General features: G+C 40.4%; 11 protein-coding genes, 1 riboswitch and 1 other annotated feature. Of the genes, 4 read left to right on the forward strand and 7 right to left on the reverse strand.

Translation table 11 applies throughout. From position 1 onward, the window contains the following. The first annotated feature begins 1 nt into the window (after position 1). Positions 2-108, forward strand: a riboswitch (TPP riboswitch). A 320-nt stretch (positions 109-428) separates the two neighbouring features. From tenA to MJY40_RS15090, 4 genes are all read left to right on the forward strand, one after another. Further along, positions 429-1,091 (forward strand): thiaminase II, encoded by a 663-nt coding sequence (gene tenA, locus MJY40_RS15075; protein ID WP_317854999.1) that lies wholly within the window; start codon positions 429-431, stop codon positions 1,089-1,091. Between the two features lie 206 nt (positions 1,092-1,297). Further along, positions 1,298-2,053 carry an ABC transporter ATP-binding protein gene (locus MJY40_RS15080; protein WP_317855000.1) on the forward strand — a complete coding sequence of 252 codons (756 nt, stop codon included), beginning with the start codon at positions 1,298-1,300 and terminating at the stop codon, positions 2,051-2,053. Beyond that, complete coding sequence (locus MJY40_RS15085; protein ID WP_331488198.1) at positions 2,050-2,802, forward strand: ABC transporter permease; 753 nt, start codon at positions 2,050-2,052, stop codon at positions 2,800-2,802. The genes MJY40_RS15080 and MJY40_RS15085 overlap by 4 nt, the downstream gene beginning before the upstream one ends. Then, positions 2,799-3,815, forward strand: coding sequence for an ABC transporter substrate-binding protein (locus tag MJY40_RS15090; protein WP_317855001.1), 1,017 nt, complete (start codon positions 2,799-2,801; stop codon positions 3,813-3,815). Before MJY40_RS15085 ends, MJY40_RS15090 begins: the two co-directional genes overlap by 4 nt. Before the next feature lie 399 nt (positions 3,816-4,214). On the opposite strand, the gene MJY40_RS15095 is transcribed toward MJY40_RS15090, so the two are convergent. The 7 genes from MJY40_RS15095 to asnS all read right to left on the reverse strand — a co-directional run bounded on the left by MJY40_RS15095 (position 4,215) and on the right by asnS (position 16,558). Then, positions 4,215-5,717, reverse strand: a complete 1,503-nt coding sequence (locus tag MJY40_RS15095) for an IMP dehydrogenase (RefSeq protein WP_317855002.1) — start codon at positions 5,715-5,717, stop codon at positions 4,215-4,217. 563 nt (positions 5,718-6,280) lie between these two features. Continuing rightward, entirely contained in the window at positions 6,281-8,920 is a 2,640-nt protein-coding gene (gene alaS, locus MJY40_RS15100; protein ID WP_317855003.1) for an alanine--tRNA ligase, read from the reverse strand. 852 nt (positions 8,921-9,772) lie between these two features. Next, positions 9,773-9,993, reverse strand: a binding site (T-box leader). A 75-nt stretch (positions 9,994-10,068) separates the two neighbouring features. After that, positions 10,069-11,499 (reverse strand): MocR-like pyridoxine biosynthesis transcription factor PdxR, encoded by a 1,431-nt coding sequence (gene pdxR, locus MJY40_RS15105; RefSeq protein WP_317855004.1) that lies wholly within the window; start codon positions 11,497-11,499, stop codon positions 10,069-10,071. A 248-nt stretch (positions 11,500-11,747) separates the two neighbouring features. Next, positions 11,748-12,581: a YihY/virulence factor BrkB family protein gene (locus MJY40_RS15110; protein WP_317855005.1), complete on the reverse strand. Its 834-nt coding sequence runs from the start codon at positions 12,579-12,581 to the stop codon at positions 11,748-11,750. Positions 12,582-12,860: 279 nt separating this feature from the next. Then, positions 12,861-13,616: an SDR family NAD(P)-dependent oxidoreductase gene (locus MJY40_RS15115; RefSeq protein ID WP_317855006.1), complete on the reverse strand. Its 756-nt coding sequence runs from the start codon at positions 13,614-13,616 to the stop codon at positions 12,861-12,863. Between the two features lie 181 nt (positions 13,617-13,797). After that, on the reverse strand, positions 13,798-14,343 hold the full coding sequence (gene hpf, locus MJY40_RS15120; protein ID WP_317855007.1) for a ribosome hibernation-promoting factor, HPF/YfiA family: 546 nt from the start codon (positions 14,341-14,343) through the stop codon (positions 13,798-13,800). Between the two features lie 820 nt (positions 14,344-15,163). Then, positions 15,164-16,558, reverse strand: a complete 1,395-nt coding sequence (asnS, locus tag MJY40_RS15125) for an asparagine--tRNA ligase (protein WP_317855008.1) — start codon at positions 16,556-16,558, stop codon at positions 15,164-15,166. Positions 16,559-16,706 lie beyond the last annotated feature (148 nt).

Below are 16,706 nucleotides of genomic sequence, written 5' to 3' on the forward strand. Positions count from 1 at the left end.
GAATACAAGCTAGGGGTGCTTTGGTGACAAGGCTGAGAGGAATGGATATTCTAACCCTTTGAACTTGATGTGGGTAAAGCCAACGGAGGGAAGCGACTTTAGAATGTATATGACGTCTTTCCAGTTGGAGGACGTTTTTTTATTGGCTAAAGACTAATGGTGAATGGTGAAGGACTTTGAAAAGATAGGATGCTTCGTTGCACTCTGCATGACAGCATTTTGAAACCTACGGGCGACCAAAGGTAGTCCCTACAAAACCAATACAACGAAACATGGACGTACGATACACCGTAGGGGATAGCTGTGCTGTCCCGTAACACCAATGTATTCCTTTGAATGACAGCATTTTGAATTGCCACCACAACAAATCAATGCCACCACACCGTAGGGGATGGGTTTCCCATCCTGCAACCAAAAAGGAGATTACTATGTTTACAGATGAACTACTCAAAGCAACAGGCAACATCTGGTCTGGATATTTGAAGCAAGATTTTGTAAAAGAACTGGGAAATGGTGCTTTAGCAGAAGAAAAATTCCGTTTCTACATGGTACAGGACTACTTGTATCTTTTGCAATATGCCAAGGTCTTTGCACTGGGTGTGGTGAAAGCAAATGATGAAGAAACCATGCGTTATTTCGCTTCTATGGTACACGAAACCTTGGATGATGAAATGAACATTCACAAAACATACATGGCACGTTTGGGTATCACGCCAGAGGAGCTGACCACCACAAAAACAGCTTTTGCAAACCAATCCTACACTTCTTATATGTTGGATGTTTCCCAAAGAGGTGATATTTTGGATGTATTGGTGGCAGTGCTCTCTTGTGCTTGGAGTTACGAAATGATTGGTGCAGAGCTTGCAAAAATCCCAAATTCCAAAGAACATCCTTTCTATGGTGAATGGATTGTAGGCTACACTTCTGAAGGTTATGTGAATAGCGTTGTTGGTCTCAAAGAAAAAGTAAATGCATTGGTGGAAGAAGTATCTCCTGCCAGAAAAGATGCACTCACAGAAATGTTTGTAAACTGCTGTAAATTTGAAAGAGAATTTTGGAATATGTCCTATACTATGGATATGGGTGAATAATAAAGTAGGGACGACCATTGGTCGTCTGTAATGAACTGCCTCAAACTCTCCCAATGACAGACCACAGACGATATGCTTCTGTTGGCGTTGTAGGGGATGGGTTTCCCATCCCGAAAGATTCCTCATTGCATTTGGAATGACAGATATTTGTAGGGGCTGCCCTGTGTGGCTGCCCGTTAGCTAAAAATTTGATTGTAGGTGTTGATATGTTGCAATTTGAAGGCGTTACCTTTGGGTACCCAACAGATGAATTGAATATGATGGAAAACCTATCTTTTTCTGTGAACAAAGGTGCTTTTGTGGCAGTGATTGGTCCCAGTGGTTGTGGCAAAAGCACTTTATTTCGCTTAATCAATGGTTTGGAAGTTGCAGATGCAGGTACCATTACCATAGAAGGCGAAGATGTTGCCAAAAAGAAGAATTTTTCTGCGTTTATGCCACAAAAGGACTTACTCTTTCCTTGGAGAACCATTGGTAAAAATGTAGCATTGCCTATGGAACTGACCAAAGCACCCAAGGATTTGCAAGAAAAACGTGTTGCAGAAGTATTGGAGCAAGTGGGTTTGTCTGGATATGTGGATAAATTCCCAAATGAGTTGTCTGGTGGTATGAAACAACGTGCTGCTTTTGCCAGAACTTTGCTTTCTGGTGCTGAAATGCTGTTGTTGGACGAACCCTTCAGTGCTTTGGATTATTTGACACGTGTGGAGATGCAAGAATGGTTGTTGCAACAATATAGCCATTTCCATAAGACGATTTTGTTCATTACACATGATGTAGAAGAAGCCATTTTCTTGGCAAAGGATATTTACATCATCACAGATGAAAGACCTTTTGCACAAATGGAGAAAATACCAGTACCACTGTCCTATCCACGGAAACGGGAAGATTTGAAACACCCTGACATTGTGGAATTGAAGGAAAGTCTCATTGGCAAACTACGAAAGCAGGTGGTTCTATGAAATATTTGAAAGAACATATACCTTCTGCTTCTGTGGTCATGGGGTTGCTTGTTTTTTGGCAGATTGTGGCAATGATCATTGATGCTGCTTATATTCTACCATCACCCATTGGGGTTTTGGTGCGACTTTGGGAACTACGTGAACCCCTGTTTTTGGTGCATTTGCCGGCAACTGCTGGTGTCACAAGTTTTGGATTGTTGGTGTCTGTGGTACTGGGTCTGGGGCTTGCTTGTTTGATGGATTGGAATCCAAAGATTGAAAAGGCATTGTATCCTGTCATCATCGCATCACAAACCATACCCACAACTGCAATTGCACCACTGTTTATTTTGTGGTTTGGATATAGCATTTGGAGCAAGGTTTTGGTGACCATTTTGATTACCTTCTTTCCAATTGCAATCACTGTGTTTGATGGGTTCAAATCCACAAAACGTGAAATGGAAGAACTTCTCATCACATATGGTGCTACCAAACGTGATATTTTCTTTAAATTGAAGCTACCAACAGCACTGCCAAACTTCTTTTCGGCAATCAAAATTGCAATTCCTTTAAGCGTCATTGGTGCTGCAATCGCTGAATGGCTTGGAGCACAGGCAGGACTTGGATATTTCAGCAAACGTATGATGACGCAGCTGGATGGTGCTGGTGTATTTGCACCCATTGTGCTCTTATCTGTGGTGGCAATGTTGGCTGTTTGGTTGGTGACGAAACTAGAACAAAAGATAATTACATGGAGGAAAGAGTTATGAAAAAGAGAATGTTCAACAAAAGAATTTTATCATTGGCAATGGCAACTATGTTTGCATTCACAGGTTGTGGAAGCAGTAGTTCCAGTGCAACAGAAGATGGTTTGGAAGAATTTACAATTGTTTTGGACTGGTATCCAAATGCAATCCATACATTTTTGTATGCTGCAATTGAAAACGGTTACTTTGCAGAAGAAGGTCTGGAATTGAATATCCAATTCCCAGCAAACACAAATGATGGGATTTCTATGCCTGCAAGTGGTCAAGCAGATGTTGGGATTTACTACCAACAAGATGCCATTATGACAGCTGTGGAAGAAGATGTACCCATTGTTTCTGTAGGTGCCATCACACAAGAATCTTTGAATGTTGTGATTTCTTTGACTGAAAGCGGTATTGCTGGTGCGGATGACTTGGAAGGTAAAAAAATCGGCTATGCAGGCACTGTTTTGTCCGAAGAAATGATCAAAGCTATGTTGGAACACGTTGGTTTGGATGCAGATAGTTGCGATTATATTGATGTTGGTTTCGATTTGTTGAGTGCTTTGACCACAAAACAAGTGGATGCAACCATTGGCAATATGGTCAACCATGAAGTGCCTCAATTGACAGAATACGGTTTCGATGTAAACTACTTCTACCCAACAGATTTTGGTGTGCCTGAGCAATATGAATTGGTGTTCTTGGCTGGTGAGAAATTGGTGGCAGAAAATCCAGAAAAATTGGCTGGTTTCTTGCGTGCTTGTGAAAAAGGCTTTGCTGATATGAAAAATAACCCAGAAGAAAGTCTTGCAATCCTTCTGAACAACCAAAATCAAGAAAACTTCCCATTATCCGAAACAGTGGAAACAGAAAGCTTGCAAATCTTGTTGCCAGCATTGGAAAATGAAAATGGTGCATTCTTACACCAAGAAGTTTCTGTGTGGCAAGAAAATGCAGATTGGATGTTTGCACGTGGCGTTTTGAGCGAACAAACAGATGTCAGCGATTTGGTTGTCAATTTGTTGGAAGATTGATATAGAATGATAGAAGTAACAGGCGTTTCAATGCGTCTGTTATTTTTTTGTAGAAACGGGATGTCCAATATACCACCAACCAAAGTATAGATGTAATTGTAGGGCAAGGGTTTTACTCTTGCCGTTATACTAGTCAAGATCAATATGTTTAAAACCAAGATCCTTCGCTTTTTGACAAGTCAAACGCTCTGGATGACAAATAAACATATATGCTGTCATTCAGAGGAGAGTTTCATAATAACGAAGATGGCAAGAGCAGCGCCCCTGCCCTACAGATGTAACATCCCGTATGCTGTCATTCTGTAGGGACGACCAGTGGTCGTCCGTAAAGCGACAAGGAATCTTAGACTTTTCATCAAAAAAGGGTGGATATAAAACCCACCCATACATTCTATACACTTACATTTGTTGGCTACTGTCTTTCAACAAAACGTCATGTGCGCCACCTTCCACCAAGCTGGTTGTGGAAATAACAGTGAGTTTTGCTTTTTCTTGCAATTCTGGAATGGAAAGCACACCACAATTACACATGGTGGATTTCACTTTTTTGAGGGATAAGCCAACATTGTCATGCAAGCTACCTGCATATGGAACATAGGAATCAACACCTTCTTCAAAGGAAAGTTTGGAATCGCCACCCATGTCATAACGTTGCCAGTTTCTAGCACGGGAAGAACCTTCACCCCAGTATTCTTTCATATAGTTGCCGTTTACATGTACACGGTTTGTAGGACTTTCGTCGAAACGAGCGAAGTATCTACCAAGCATAATGAAATCAGCACCCATAGCCAAAGCCAATGTCATGTGATAGTCATAAACGATACCACCATCGGAACAAAGTGGAATGTAAATGCCTGTTTCTTGGAAATATTCATCTCTGGCAGCAGCCACTTCGATAACAGCGGATGCTTGACCACGACCAATACCTTTTTGCTCTCTTGTGATACAAATGGAACCGCCACCAATACCAATTTTGATGAAATCAGCACCACATTCTGCCAAATAACGGAAACCTTCTTTGTCAACAACGTTACCAGCACCCACTTTTACAGTATCGCCATAGTTGGAACGAATCCATTCCAAAGTGTCTTTTTGCCATTCAGAATAACCTTCAGAAGAATCGATACAAAGGATATCCACACCAGCTTCCACCAAAGCAGGAACTCTGACTGCATAGTCTCTTGTGTTGATACCAGCACCCACAACATAACGTTTGTCTGCATCCAAAAGTTCAGCAGAATTGGATTTGTGACTATCATAATCCTTACGGAATACAAGATATTCCAATCTACCTTCTGCATCTACAATAGGCAATTGGTTTACTTTTTTATCCCAAATGATGTTATTTGCTTCTTTGAGGGAGGTGCCAGATGGTGCATATACCAATTGGTCAAGAGGTGTCATAAATTCAGAAACCTTAGTTCTCACATCCATACGACTGATACGGTAATCACGACTTGTAATCAAACCAACCAATTTACCTTGTGCTGTGCCATCTGTTGTAACCGCAACGGTAGAGTGACCTGTTCTATCTTTCAAACGAATGATATCTGCCAAAGTATCTTCTGGAGAGATATTGGAATCACTCAAAACGAAACCTGCTTTGTAGGATTTTGCTTTTGCAACCATAGCTGCTTGGTTTTCAATTGTTTGGGAACCGAACACGAATGCAATACCGCCTTCTTTTGCCAACGCAACCGCCATACCATCATCAGAAACAGCTTGCATAACAGCAGAAGTCAAAGGAATGTTCATAGAAAGAGCTGGTGTTTCACCTTTTTTGAATTTTACAATTGGTGTTTGTAAGCTGACATTATCCACCATACATTCTTTGGATGAATAGCCTGGTACCAATAAATATTCGCTAAAGGTTCTGGATGGTTCTTGTATAAATGTTGCCATTGGTTAATCCTCCTATGATTCAATTGAAAAGCGTAAAAAGGTACGCTACTCCATGTTATAACGATAGTTTTATCAATTTTAGCACCATTTGCCTAGGCATTCAAGAGGAAATTTCGTTTTTTTTCTATTTTGTGTAAAACAATTGAATTTGTAAGAAATTTCATATGTTATTTGTAAGATATTGGGTTTTTCTATGCAGGTGTTACGTGCAAAACCTACGGGCGACCAATGGTACGCCCCTACGAATGGATACGCCAACGAACTGTCATTCTAAATACAATGAAGGATCGAATTTGGTATGATGAGGCACAGCAACCTACAAACCGTATCTATATTTTGTGTTTTTGATTTTTGTAGGGGCGACCAGTGGTCGCCCGTGAATTTGCAATTGTAGCAGCTTTATATTTTGTGGCAATATAAAACAAAGGACATGGAAATTCCATGTCCTCTTCTCGTTACTTCTATATTCTAATTGTTAGCCATTGCCTTTGTATCGGATCCAACGTCGCACGTTGGTGGGGTGTTGGGGCAACGCCCCAAGGTCTTAATCTTTTGCCCTTATCTTACTTCACTTGTTCGCCAATGATTTCTTTTGCTTTTTCAAGTGCATCTGCGATTTTGCTTGCATCTTTACCGCCAGCTTGTGCCATGTTTGGACGTCCACCGCCACCACCACCACAAACAGCAGCAGCCGCTTTGATGATATTACCAGCATGCACACCCATTTTCACAACATCATCTGTTGCCATTGCCATGAGGTTGACTTTCGCACCAGCACCACCAGCCAAAACAATGACACCAGACCCAATTTTATCCTTCAATTGGTCACCCAAAGTACGCATATCATTTGCATCCAATTCTTTGACTTCCGCAGCCAAAACAGTCACACCGCCAATTTCCACTTTGCCAGCCAAGATATCATCCGCAGCTCCACCAGCCATTTTTGCTTTGAGTTTTTCCAATTCTTTGGCAACTTCTTTGTGCTCTGCAAATACTTGTTCCAAACGAGATGTCATTGCATCTGGTGTGGTTTTGAGCACTTTACAAACCGCTTTGATTTGTGCTTCTTGTGTTTGATAGTAAGCAAGTGCTTCTGTACCAGTGATTGCTTCGATTCTACGTACACCAGCAGCAACACCATTTTCAGAAATGATTTTGAAAGAACCAGCTTGTGCAGTGTTGGTCAAGTGAGCACCACCACAAAGTTCTACACTGACACCGCCCATGTCAACTACACGAACAGTATCACCATATTTTTCACCAAACAATGCCATTGCACCCTTTGCACGAGCTGCATCAATGCTCATTTCTTCTGCAACGATTGGAAGATTTGCCATAATGAATCCATTGACCATGACTTCCACTTGAGTGAGTTCTTCTTCTGTCATTGCTGTGAAATGTGTGAAGTCGAAACGCAAACGTTCTGGATTTACATAAGAACCCGCTTGTTCTACATGTGTGCCCAAAACAGTTCTAAGTGCTTTTTGCAACAAGTGAGTAGCACTATGGTTTCTAGCTGTTGCCATACGAAGTACAGTATCCAAAATAACATTTGCACTTTGACCCACGGAAACAGTACCTTCCACCACTTCACCCACGTGAACGATTTTACCACCAATAACTTTGATACAGTCAGTTACTTGTACTTTACCAGTTTCGGTTTCGATGATTGCATGGTCGCCCACTTGACCACCAGATTCAGCATAACAGCATGTGCAATTGAGCAATACAGAAACGCTATCGTCTTTTTGTGCATTTTCTGCAATTTCATCATTTGCAATCAAAGCAATGATGGTTGCATCCATTTCGCACTTATCATATCCACCAAATTTGGTTTCCAAATCAACGGACAATTCGTTGTAAACGGTTTCAGCAGCACCCATATATGTGGATTTGCCACGAGCAGCACGAGCTCTATCTTTTTGTGCTTTCATTTCCACTGCAAAGGCATCATCATCCAAAGACATACCAGCTTCTTCCAAGATTTCTCTGGTCAAGTCTACAGGGAAACCATATGTGTCATACAAACGGAAGGATTTTTCACCAGGCATAACAGTGATGCCAGCTGCTTTCATTTCTTCCATATCGTTTTTCAAAATTTCCATACCATTGTCGATGGTTTTATAGAAAGAGTTTTCTTCCACAGACATGATTTTGTAGATGTATTCTTGTTTGTCCACCAATTCTGGGTATGCATCACCGCTACAAGCGATTACAGATTTGGAAAGTTCAGCCAAGAATTCACCATCAATACCCAACAATTTACCATGACGAGCAGCACGTCGGAGAAGTCTACGCAATACATAGCCACGACCTTCATTGGATGGCAATACACCATCAGCAGTCATCATAGTGACAGAACGCACATGGTCTGTAATGACACGAACAGAAACGTCTGTTTTGCCACCTTTGCCATATTCCACATTGGCTCTTGTACAAACTGCATCACGTACAGCACGCACTGTATCCACATCGAAAATGGAATCCACACCTTGCAAGATAGTTGCCATACGTTCCAGACCCATTCCTGTATCCACGTTGGTTTGTGCCAATGGAGAATAGGTACCATCTTCATTTGCGTTGAATTGTGTCAAAACCAAGTTCCAGAATTCCATATATCTGTCGCAGTCGCAACCAACGCCACAAGTTGGGCTATCGCAACCGTATTCCACACCACGATCGTAGTAGATTTCAGTACAAGGACCACAAGGACCAGTACCGTGTTCCCAGAAGTTATCTGCTTTGCCAAGTTTTACAATTCTATCACGAGGAATACCCACTTTTTCATGCCAGATATCACCAGATTCATCATCTTCTTCATAAATCGTTACATACAATTTGTCTGCTGGAATTTCCATCACTTCTGTTACAAATTCCCAAGACCAAGGGATGATTTCGTTTTTGAAGTAATCGCCAAAAGAGAAGTCCCCGAGCATTTCGAAGAATGTACCATGACGTGCAGTTTTACCTACGTTTTCGATATCGCCTGTACGAATGCATTTTTGGCAAGTTGCCACTCTTTTGGATGGTGGCACTTCTTGACCTGTGAAGAATGCCTTCATAGGAGCCATACCGGAGTTGATGAGCAATAAGCTCTTGTCATTTTGTGGTACCAAAGGGAAGCTTTGCAAACGCAAATGTTCTTTGCCCTCGAAGAAAGACAAAAATGCCTCTCTCACTTCATTTACACCTAAATTTTTCATGTTTTTCCTCCTTAAAGATGAAGACCGTAGGACTCTGTCCTACAACCTGCAAGGGGATAACCCCTTGACCTTATTATTATAATATATTTATTTTTTGATTGACGGTAGTTTGTGGTGATTTATGGTTGCTGTCGATTCGTGAATCGCCCCTACAGTACAATAATTTCATATGCGTTGTAGGGAATGGTCTTGACCATTCCGTTTGGTTGTGCCAATATATGGATGTTGTAGGGGATAGCTTTGCTGTCCCATTTGGTTTTGGTGGTTTATAATTGTTGCTGTCGATTCGTGAATCGCCCCTACAGTACAATGATTTCGTATGCATTGTAGGGAATGGTCTTGACCATTCCGTTTGGTTGTGCCAATATATGGATGTTGTAGGGGATAGCTTTGCTGTCCCGTTTGGTTTTGGTGGTTTATAATTGTTGCTGTCGATTCGTGAATCGCCCCTACAGTACAATGATTTCGTATGCGTTGTAGGGAATGGTCTTGACCATTCCGTTTGGTTGTGCCAATATATGGATGTTGTAGGGGATAGCTTTGCTGTCCCGTTTGGTTTTGGTGGTTTATAATGGTTGCGGTCGATTCGTGAATCACCCCTACAGTACAATAATTTTGTATGCATTGTAGGGAATGGTCTTGACCATTCCGTTTGGTTGTGCCAATATATGGATGTTGTAGGGGATAGCTTTGCTGTCCCGTTTGGTTTTGGTGGTTTATAATTGTTGCGGCAAGAGTAGAACCCTTGCCCTACAATTGCGGTTTGTCAGGTTTTTAGCCATTCACCTTTCACCCTTAGCCATTAGTCTTTTATTGGGCAACGCCAAATAAAAAAGCCCCCAATCCAAAAGGATCAGGGACGATGATAACCGTGGTACCACCCTGCTTACAGAAATACATCTGTCGCTTGAATCGTTAACGCCGATATACGTTGGGGCATACTACAATTTTCTGCTCCAAAGCTGTGCATCCAAAAAGACTGCTTCCCACTGGAATTACCGAGGATTTCACACCAAAACATCCCCTCTCTGCAAAGGTTTCCATATGGTACTCCTTCTTTTTATGGCTTTTATCCATATTAAATCAAAAGATAGTTTGATTATAGTTAGGACATCTCCATTTGTCAAGGGTTTTATTGGATTTTGGTTTTATTGATGAGATTCGCTTGCTCTAAGTTCTTCTGCCATACGTTTCATACCCACTTGCAAAGCATCATCATTGACATTGCAAAAGCTGAGACGTATGTATTCCTTTTCTTTTTCCACCAATTCATACTGACTGCCTGCAATCAAAATCACACCACGCTCCAACATACGATTGCAGAAATCCTGTGCCAAAACACCTTCTGGCAATTCCATCCAAAGGGTAACGCCACCATTTGGCAATTCATATGTCATATATTCCGACAAATATTTCTTGGCAAAGAATAGGGTTTTGCGATACTTTTCGCTACCCACACGTCGCATTTGTTCTGCATATTTTGTCAAATCGTTGTCTTTCAAATAGAGTTCCATTGCTTTTTGGATGAAACCAGATGTGGCAATGTCTGTTGTTTGGTTGATTTCAGATACACGGAGTTGCACTGGTTTTGGCATTACCATCAAACCCATTCTAAGACCTGTCATCAAAATCTTAGAAAAACTCTTGATGTAAATGACTCGATTGTGGCGATCCAATGCCTTCAGTGGCAAAATACGATCACGTCCATAATGGAAGTCATAATAATCATCTTCTTCTACAATATAGGTGTTGTAGGTTTCTGCCAATTCCAAAAGTTTGCGTTTTTTCTCCATAGAATAGGAGATACCTGTTGGCGTTTGGAAATAGGACATCATATAGATGAATTTTGGTTGGTATATTTTCAGATAGCTTTCCAAGAGCTCCATTTTCATACCATCGGATTCCATTGGAATTTCAATGATTTTGGCTCCACGTGACAAAAAAGCACCTGTGGCACCATAAAAAGTTGGACTTTCCACAAAAACCACATCACCAAAGCCAAGCATTGCCTTGGAAATGAGATCCAAACCATGTTGTGCACCAGATATGATTTGCAAGTTTTCAGCTGTGGCTTGCATCCCATATTGGCTCAAGAAAGTTGCCAATTGTCCACGCAATGGCAAATATCCCATTGGTTCAATGTAGCGAAAAGCACCACCACCTTCTACATCCAACACTTGGTTGAAAGCAGTTTTGAAGGCTTCCACTGGAAACAATTCCTTTGGTAAAGATGTATTTGCAAAATCAATTGCGTTTTCCATATGCAAACGATGTGCTTGGAAGAACTGATTCCCCTTATGGACAAATTCCGGCACTTCCTCCATTGGAACAGGACACACAAAAGTGCCACTACCCACACGAGAATAGACCATTTGCTTTTGCTCCAAATGTTTGTAAGCTGTCACAATGGTCACAGAATTGACACCGAAATAATCTGCCATTTTACGAATTGCAGGCAGTTTTGCATCTGGCATCAAATCCCCATTTTGGATACAAGAACCAATGGCAGTTGCCAATTGCAAATATAGGGGTGTTTTGGAGTCTGTATGCAGTTGGATATTGGAAATTGGTGGTTTCATGGGAATCCTTTCTGTTGGGTTGTTGCGGTACGTGGGCATCATACCCTACAAGTGATACGTTCTGTCTTCTATCATTTATGTAGGGGCTGCCCTATGTGGCTGCCCGTTTCTGTTATTGCGGTTGATTCGTGAATCAACCCTACCCGTCTGCTGTCATTTATGTAGGGGCTGCCCTATGTGGCTGCCCGTTTCTATTATTGCGGTTGATTCGTGAATCAACCCTACGTGAAATTTTGGCTATTGACTGGTTAGACTTTCGCTTGCCACAAAATACGATTTAGGACACCACCCATCAAAAGAGCAATGAAACTGGCATTCATCCAAACCAAAAAGGCAATGATGGCACCAATGGAACCATACAACGAAGAATATCTGCCAATTTTGTCTACATAATAAGCAAATCCCATAGAAAAGAGCAACCAAAAGACAGTGCTGACCAATGCACCTGAAAATACGTATCGCAAAGGTGGTCTTTCATTGGGTGAAAAGTAATAAATGGCAGATACCAAAAGCAACAACCCAAAAGCAATTGGTAGAAATCTAAGTGTTGTCCAAAGTGGTGTAATGGCATCCAACCAAGGTAAAAATAAGCTTAAAATTTCCAAAAACTCTTTGCCCATAAGCAATACAAAAATCAAAATAGGGAAGAGTACAATCAGCAAAATAGCAAGAAAAATGCTACGAATCATATGGTGTTTTGCAGTGTCATATCCATAAATGCCATTGATGGCACGCAGCAAATGTTGTGTTGCACGATAGGGGAACCAAAGGGTGAACACAGCACCAAAGGTCAACCAAGATGTGCTTCTATTTTCCATCATATGTTCTGTGGTCATATTCACAAGGGACAACACCTCTGCTGGAATTGCAGCCACAAGATAGCCCTCTGTTGGCAGTTGTGGCAATTGCAAAAAGCCCAATACCGAACTGACAAAAATCAAAAATGGAAATATGGCAAACATCATATAGTAAGTCAAATAAGCAGCAGTTTTGCTGACTTCATTGCCACGATATCCTTTATATAATGCAAAAATCAGCTTCAGAAAACGATTCCCGCCTTTGTATTCATATGAAACATTCATAAATTAGCCTCTCTTTTCCTTTTTATTATGTCCCAATTAAAGACAAAAGGTCTTTTATATCTTGTAGGGTACGCATTGTATGCGTACCGAAAGTGGAATGCATGCAACGCATTCCCTACATAATTAAAATATGTTCATGTATGTTAGGTCTCATTCAGTTTAATTGGGATTTTATCATAAGCGTTATGCAATCTGAAAACAGGCGACCACATAGGGTCGCCCCTACAGAGTACACAGATTTGTTGTAGAGGATAGATGATTTCAACAAATATACTTATCTTAAAAGGGATTTTTTTTGTATTGAATCTGGTAGACCAAAGACAACAGCACCCGTTTGGGTACCAACCTTTGGAGTACACTGGAAATTGCAAGTGTTGGTTCTGGAATGATCCACAATTTCTTTTGGAACATGGCTTTGATTGCAGATTCTGCCACTTCTTTTGCAGAAATCCCTTTCATGGAAGTTGCAACGCCTGCTCGTTTGTTGAACCCTGTTTCTATGGGACCTGTACAAAGCATGGAAATATGTACATTGCTTTTTGCTTCCTTCAGTTCTTGGTAAATGCCTTCTGTCAATGCCACCACATAGTTTTTGGTTGCATAATAGGAAGCCATCAATGGTCCTGATAAGAAACCAGCAGAAGAAGCCACATTCAAAATATAGCCTGCATCTTTTTCTTGAAATTCCTGTAAAAACAGCTTGGTTAAGATATGAAGTCCTTTGCAATTCAAGTCCAACATATTCAATTCCTCTTCCAAATCTGTTTCCAAAAAAGTGCCATACACACCAAAACCAGCATTATTCACCAAAACAGAAACCCCTTTGTCCTTGGCAAATGAAAACAAAGCTTTGCAATCAGTGGCAGAAGAAAGGTCTGCTGGAAAAATTTCTACACCATCACCCAAAAGTGACTTGGTTTCTTCCAAAGCCGATTTGGTTCTGCTGACCAAAATCAATTCATAACCCATATTGTGGAGCACCTTTGCCATTTCCAAACCAATTCCACTTGTTGCACCTGTGACCAATGCTTTCATATCTTCACCTCATTACTGGTAGTATACTCATTTCTTGGAAAAATATCAATGGTAGACATTTTGTTTGCCTGTATATATATCCTTATTTTACCACAAAAAATACCGACTTCCTATGTTAGATATTCTCTAAACCTTGGAAATCGGTATCCATTTATCCTTTATGCATGGATTTATGTAGTGCTTATGCTTCTGGTTCAATCAAGCCATAAGATCCATTTTTACGTTTGTATACCACACAAATTTCATCTGTTTCGCCATCTCTAAATACAAAGAAGCTATGTCCAATGAGTTCCATTTCCATAACCGCTTCTTCAGCATCCATTGGTTTCACTTCAAAATGTTTCACACGCTCGATTTTGTAAAGTGGTTCTTCATCCAATGTGTCTTCTGGAATCAAAATAGATTGATATTCTGCCATATAAGAGTCGCTACCTTGGCGAACTTTTGTACGCATTCTTTTTTTATAACGTACCACTTGACCTTCCAAAATATCAACAGCTTTGTCCACAGCAACCATCATATCATCAGCTTGGACTTCTGCACGAATTTTACGTTTGTTCAAAGGAATGGTTATTTCTACAGTGGATACGGATTTGTCTACACTCAGTGTAATGACTGCTTCTGCATCGTCAGGGAAGAATTTTTCAATGCGTCCCATTTTCAGAAGGATTGCTTCTTTTGTCTTGTCCCATACGTCAATGTTTTTTCCTACGATGTTGTATAACATAAACAACAACTCCCTTCAAGCCAAGTTTGGCTCTTTTTGATTCTTTGCAAAACACAAAGTAAAACGATTGCAACAAGGAATATTTCCTTATGGTATATATATTCCACACAAGTTTCCAAAACCCTTTTTTTCACTTAGTTTTTTTCTTCTGGCTATTTTGTAACCATTTTTTACAATTCTTTGACGATACCAATGTTTCTTTGGTACCCATCAATACTTTTGGGTAATCTGGATATATTTTTATGGATTTAGCCAAATTATTCTTACAGAAGGGTTCCAAAAACTTTGTTAGAATTATACAACCCCTTTTTTATTTTTTCTCCACAGACCTTTCATTTTTCCACATTTATTTCACATTCTTTTTACATTTACCTGTGGATAAAGTGGATAACTTTGTGTATAACTCAACAAATTGCCGATTTCTACGCAGTTTTCGCCAATTTTTGCAAAAAAACTTACCTTTGAGTTATCCACAGAAGTCACAGGTTTATCCCCACAAAAACTTGCACATATCAAATGCTACTTTCCAAATTTTAATAAAAGCACTTTGATTTTGGTACAAAATTCAGTACAATAAGAATTCTCTAAAATGCACAAAATCAGGTGATTTTGATGGTGAATTTTTTCAAATTCCTTTTAGATTTACAGGCGGACACATAAATCCACCTCTACAGCCCACTTGTCATTCTGAACGTAGTGAAGAATCTTCATTCAAATCTAGGATTCTTCGTCACTTTGTTCCTCTGAATGACAGTGGTGGTTTTGTCACAACAAAAAACCGCAGGTAGATACCCACGGTTTGATTTCGTTTTATTTGCAATTAGAATTCTGCATTTTTTACAGTTCTTGGATAAGGTACAACGTCACGAATGTTACCCATACCAGTTACATACATAACTGCACGTTCAAAACCAAGTCCAAAGCCTGCGTGGCGTGTACCACCGAATTTTCTGAGATCCATGTACCACCAGTAGTCTTCTTTGTTGAGACCCATTTCTTCCATACGTGCTTCTAGGCAATCCAAACGTTCTTCTCTTTGGCTACCACCAATGATTTCACCAACACCAGGCACAAGCAAATCCATTGCTGCAACAGTTTTGTTGTCATCATTCATACGCATGTAGAATGCTTTGATATCTTTTGGATAATCTGTAACAAACACTGGTTTTTTGAAGATTTGTTCTGTCAAGAAACGTTCGTGCTCTGTTTGCAAGTCGATACCCCAAGCAACAGGATATTCAAATTCATGACCACTTTTGATGAGCATATCCACTGCTTCTGTGTATGTCACACGACCAAAGTCATTGCTTACAATGTTGTTGAGTCTTTCGAGCAATGTTTTATCTACAAAGCTATTGAAGAATTCCATTTCTTCTGGAGCATTGTCCAAAACGTATTGGATGATGAATTTCAACATATCTTCTGCCAATTCCATATCATCAGCCAAATCAGCAAATGCCATTTCTGGTTCAATCATCCAGAATTCAGCAGCATGACGTGTGGTATTGGAGTTTTCTGCTCTAAATGTAGGTCCAAATGTATATACATTTCTAAATGCCATTGCCATTGTTTCAGCAGACAATTGACCACTTACTGTCAAGTTGGTTTCTTTGCCAAAGAAGTCTTTGGAGTAGTCCACTTTGCCATCTTCTGTTCTTGGCAAATTATCCATATCGAGTGTGGTGACACGGAACATTTCGCCAGCACCTTCACAGTCACTACCTGTGATGATTGGAGTATGTGCATATACAAAGCCACGTTCTTGATAGAATGTATGGATTGCATGAGCAACCAAGCTTCTCACACGGAAAGTTGCAGCGAACATGTTGGTTCTTGGACGCAAATATGCAATTTGACGCAAGAATTCCACACCATGACGTTTCTTTTGCAAAGGATAATCTGGTGTAGAGGTTCCTTCTACATCAATTGCCAAAGCTTTGATTTCAAATGGTTGTTTTGCATCTGGTGTTTCCACCAAAGTGCCACGAATGACCAAAGCAGCACCAACACATTGTTTTGTGATTTCTTCGTAGTTTGCAACAGCATCTGCTTCAAATACGATTTGTACATTTTTGAAGAAAGAACCATCATTGAGTTCGATGAACCCGAAGTTTTTGGAAACACGCATGGTACGCACCCAACCACCGATGGATACTTCTTTGCCACTGTATGCAGCAGTTTCTCTATAGAGAGATTTGATTGTGAGTAAGTTCATTGGAATCGCTCCTTTGTATATGTTTTATATTTGATAACGATACGCATACAATGCGTACCCTACGATTGCATGATTGTTATAATATTGCGGTTGATTCGTGAATCAACCCTACAATTGCCACCACATTTCCATTTTGGGATTTGTAGGG

Origin of the sequence: Chakrabartyella piscis, from assembly GCA_030067835.1 — a bacterium.
Classification (GTDB): domain Bacteria; phylum Bacillota; class Clostridia; order Lachnospirales; family Anaerotignaceae; genus Chakrabartyella; species Chakrabartyella piscis.

Excerpts from the sequence above, each read along its gene's own strand:
- hpf (WP_317855007.1), bottom strand. The coding sequence starts at position 14,343 with ATGTTATACAACATCGTAGGAAAAAACATTGACGTATGGGACAAGACA.
- MJY40_RS15095 (WP_317855002.1), bottom strand. The coding sequence starts at position 5,717 with ATGGCAACATTTATACAAGAACCATCCAGAACCTTTAGCGAATATTTA.
- MJY40_RS15085 (WP_331488198.1), top strand. The coding sequence starts at position 2,050 with ATGAAATATTTGAAAGAACATATACCTTCTGCTTCTGTGGTCATGGGG.
- alaS (WP_317855003.1), bottom strand. The coding sequence starts at position 8,920 with ATGAAAAATTTAGGTGTAAATGAAGTGAGAGAGGCATTTTTGTCTTTC.
- MJY40_RS15090 (WP_317855001.1), top strand. The coding sequence starts at position 2,799 with ATGAAAAAGAGAATGTTCAACAAAAGAATTTTATCATTGGCAATGGCA.
- MJY40_RS15115 (WP_317855006.1), bottom strand. The coding sequence starts at position 13,616 with ATGAAAGCATTGGTCACAGGTGCAACAAGTGGAATTGGTTTGGAAATG.
- pdxR (WP_317855004.1), bottom strand. The coding sequence starts at position 11,499 with ATGAAACCACCAATTTCCAATATCCAACTGCATACAGACTCCAAAACA.
- tenA (WP_317854999.1), top strand. The coding sequence starts at position 429 with ATGTTTACAGATGAACTACTCAAAGCAACAGGCAACATCTGGTCTGGA.
- asnS (WP_317855008.1), bottom strand. The coding sequence starts at position 16,558 with ATGAACTTACTCACAATCAAATCTCTCTATAGAGAAACTGCTGCATAC.
- MJY40_RS15080 (WP_317855000.1), top strand. The coding sequence starts at position 1,298 with ATGTTGCAATTTGAAGGCGTTACCTTTGGGTACCCAACAGATGAATTG.
- MJY40_RS15110 (WP_317855005.1), bottom strand. The coding sequence starts at position 12,581 with ATGAATGTTTCATATGAATACAAAGGCGGGAATCGTTTTCTGAAGCTG.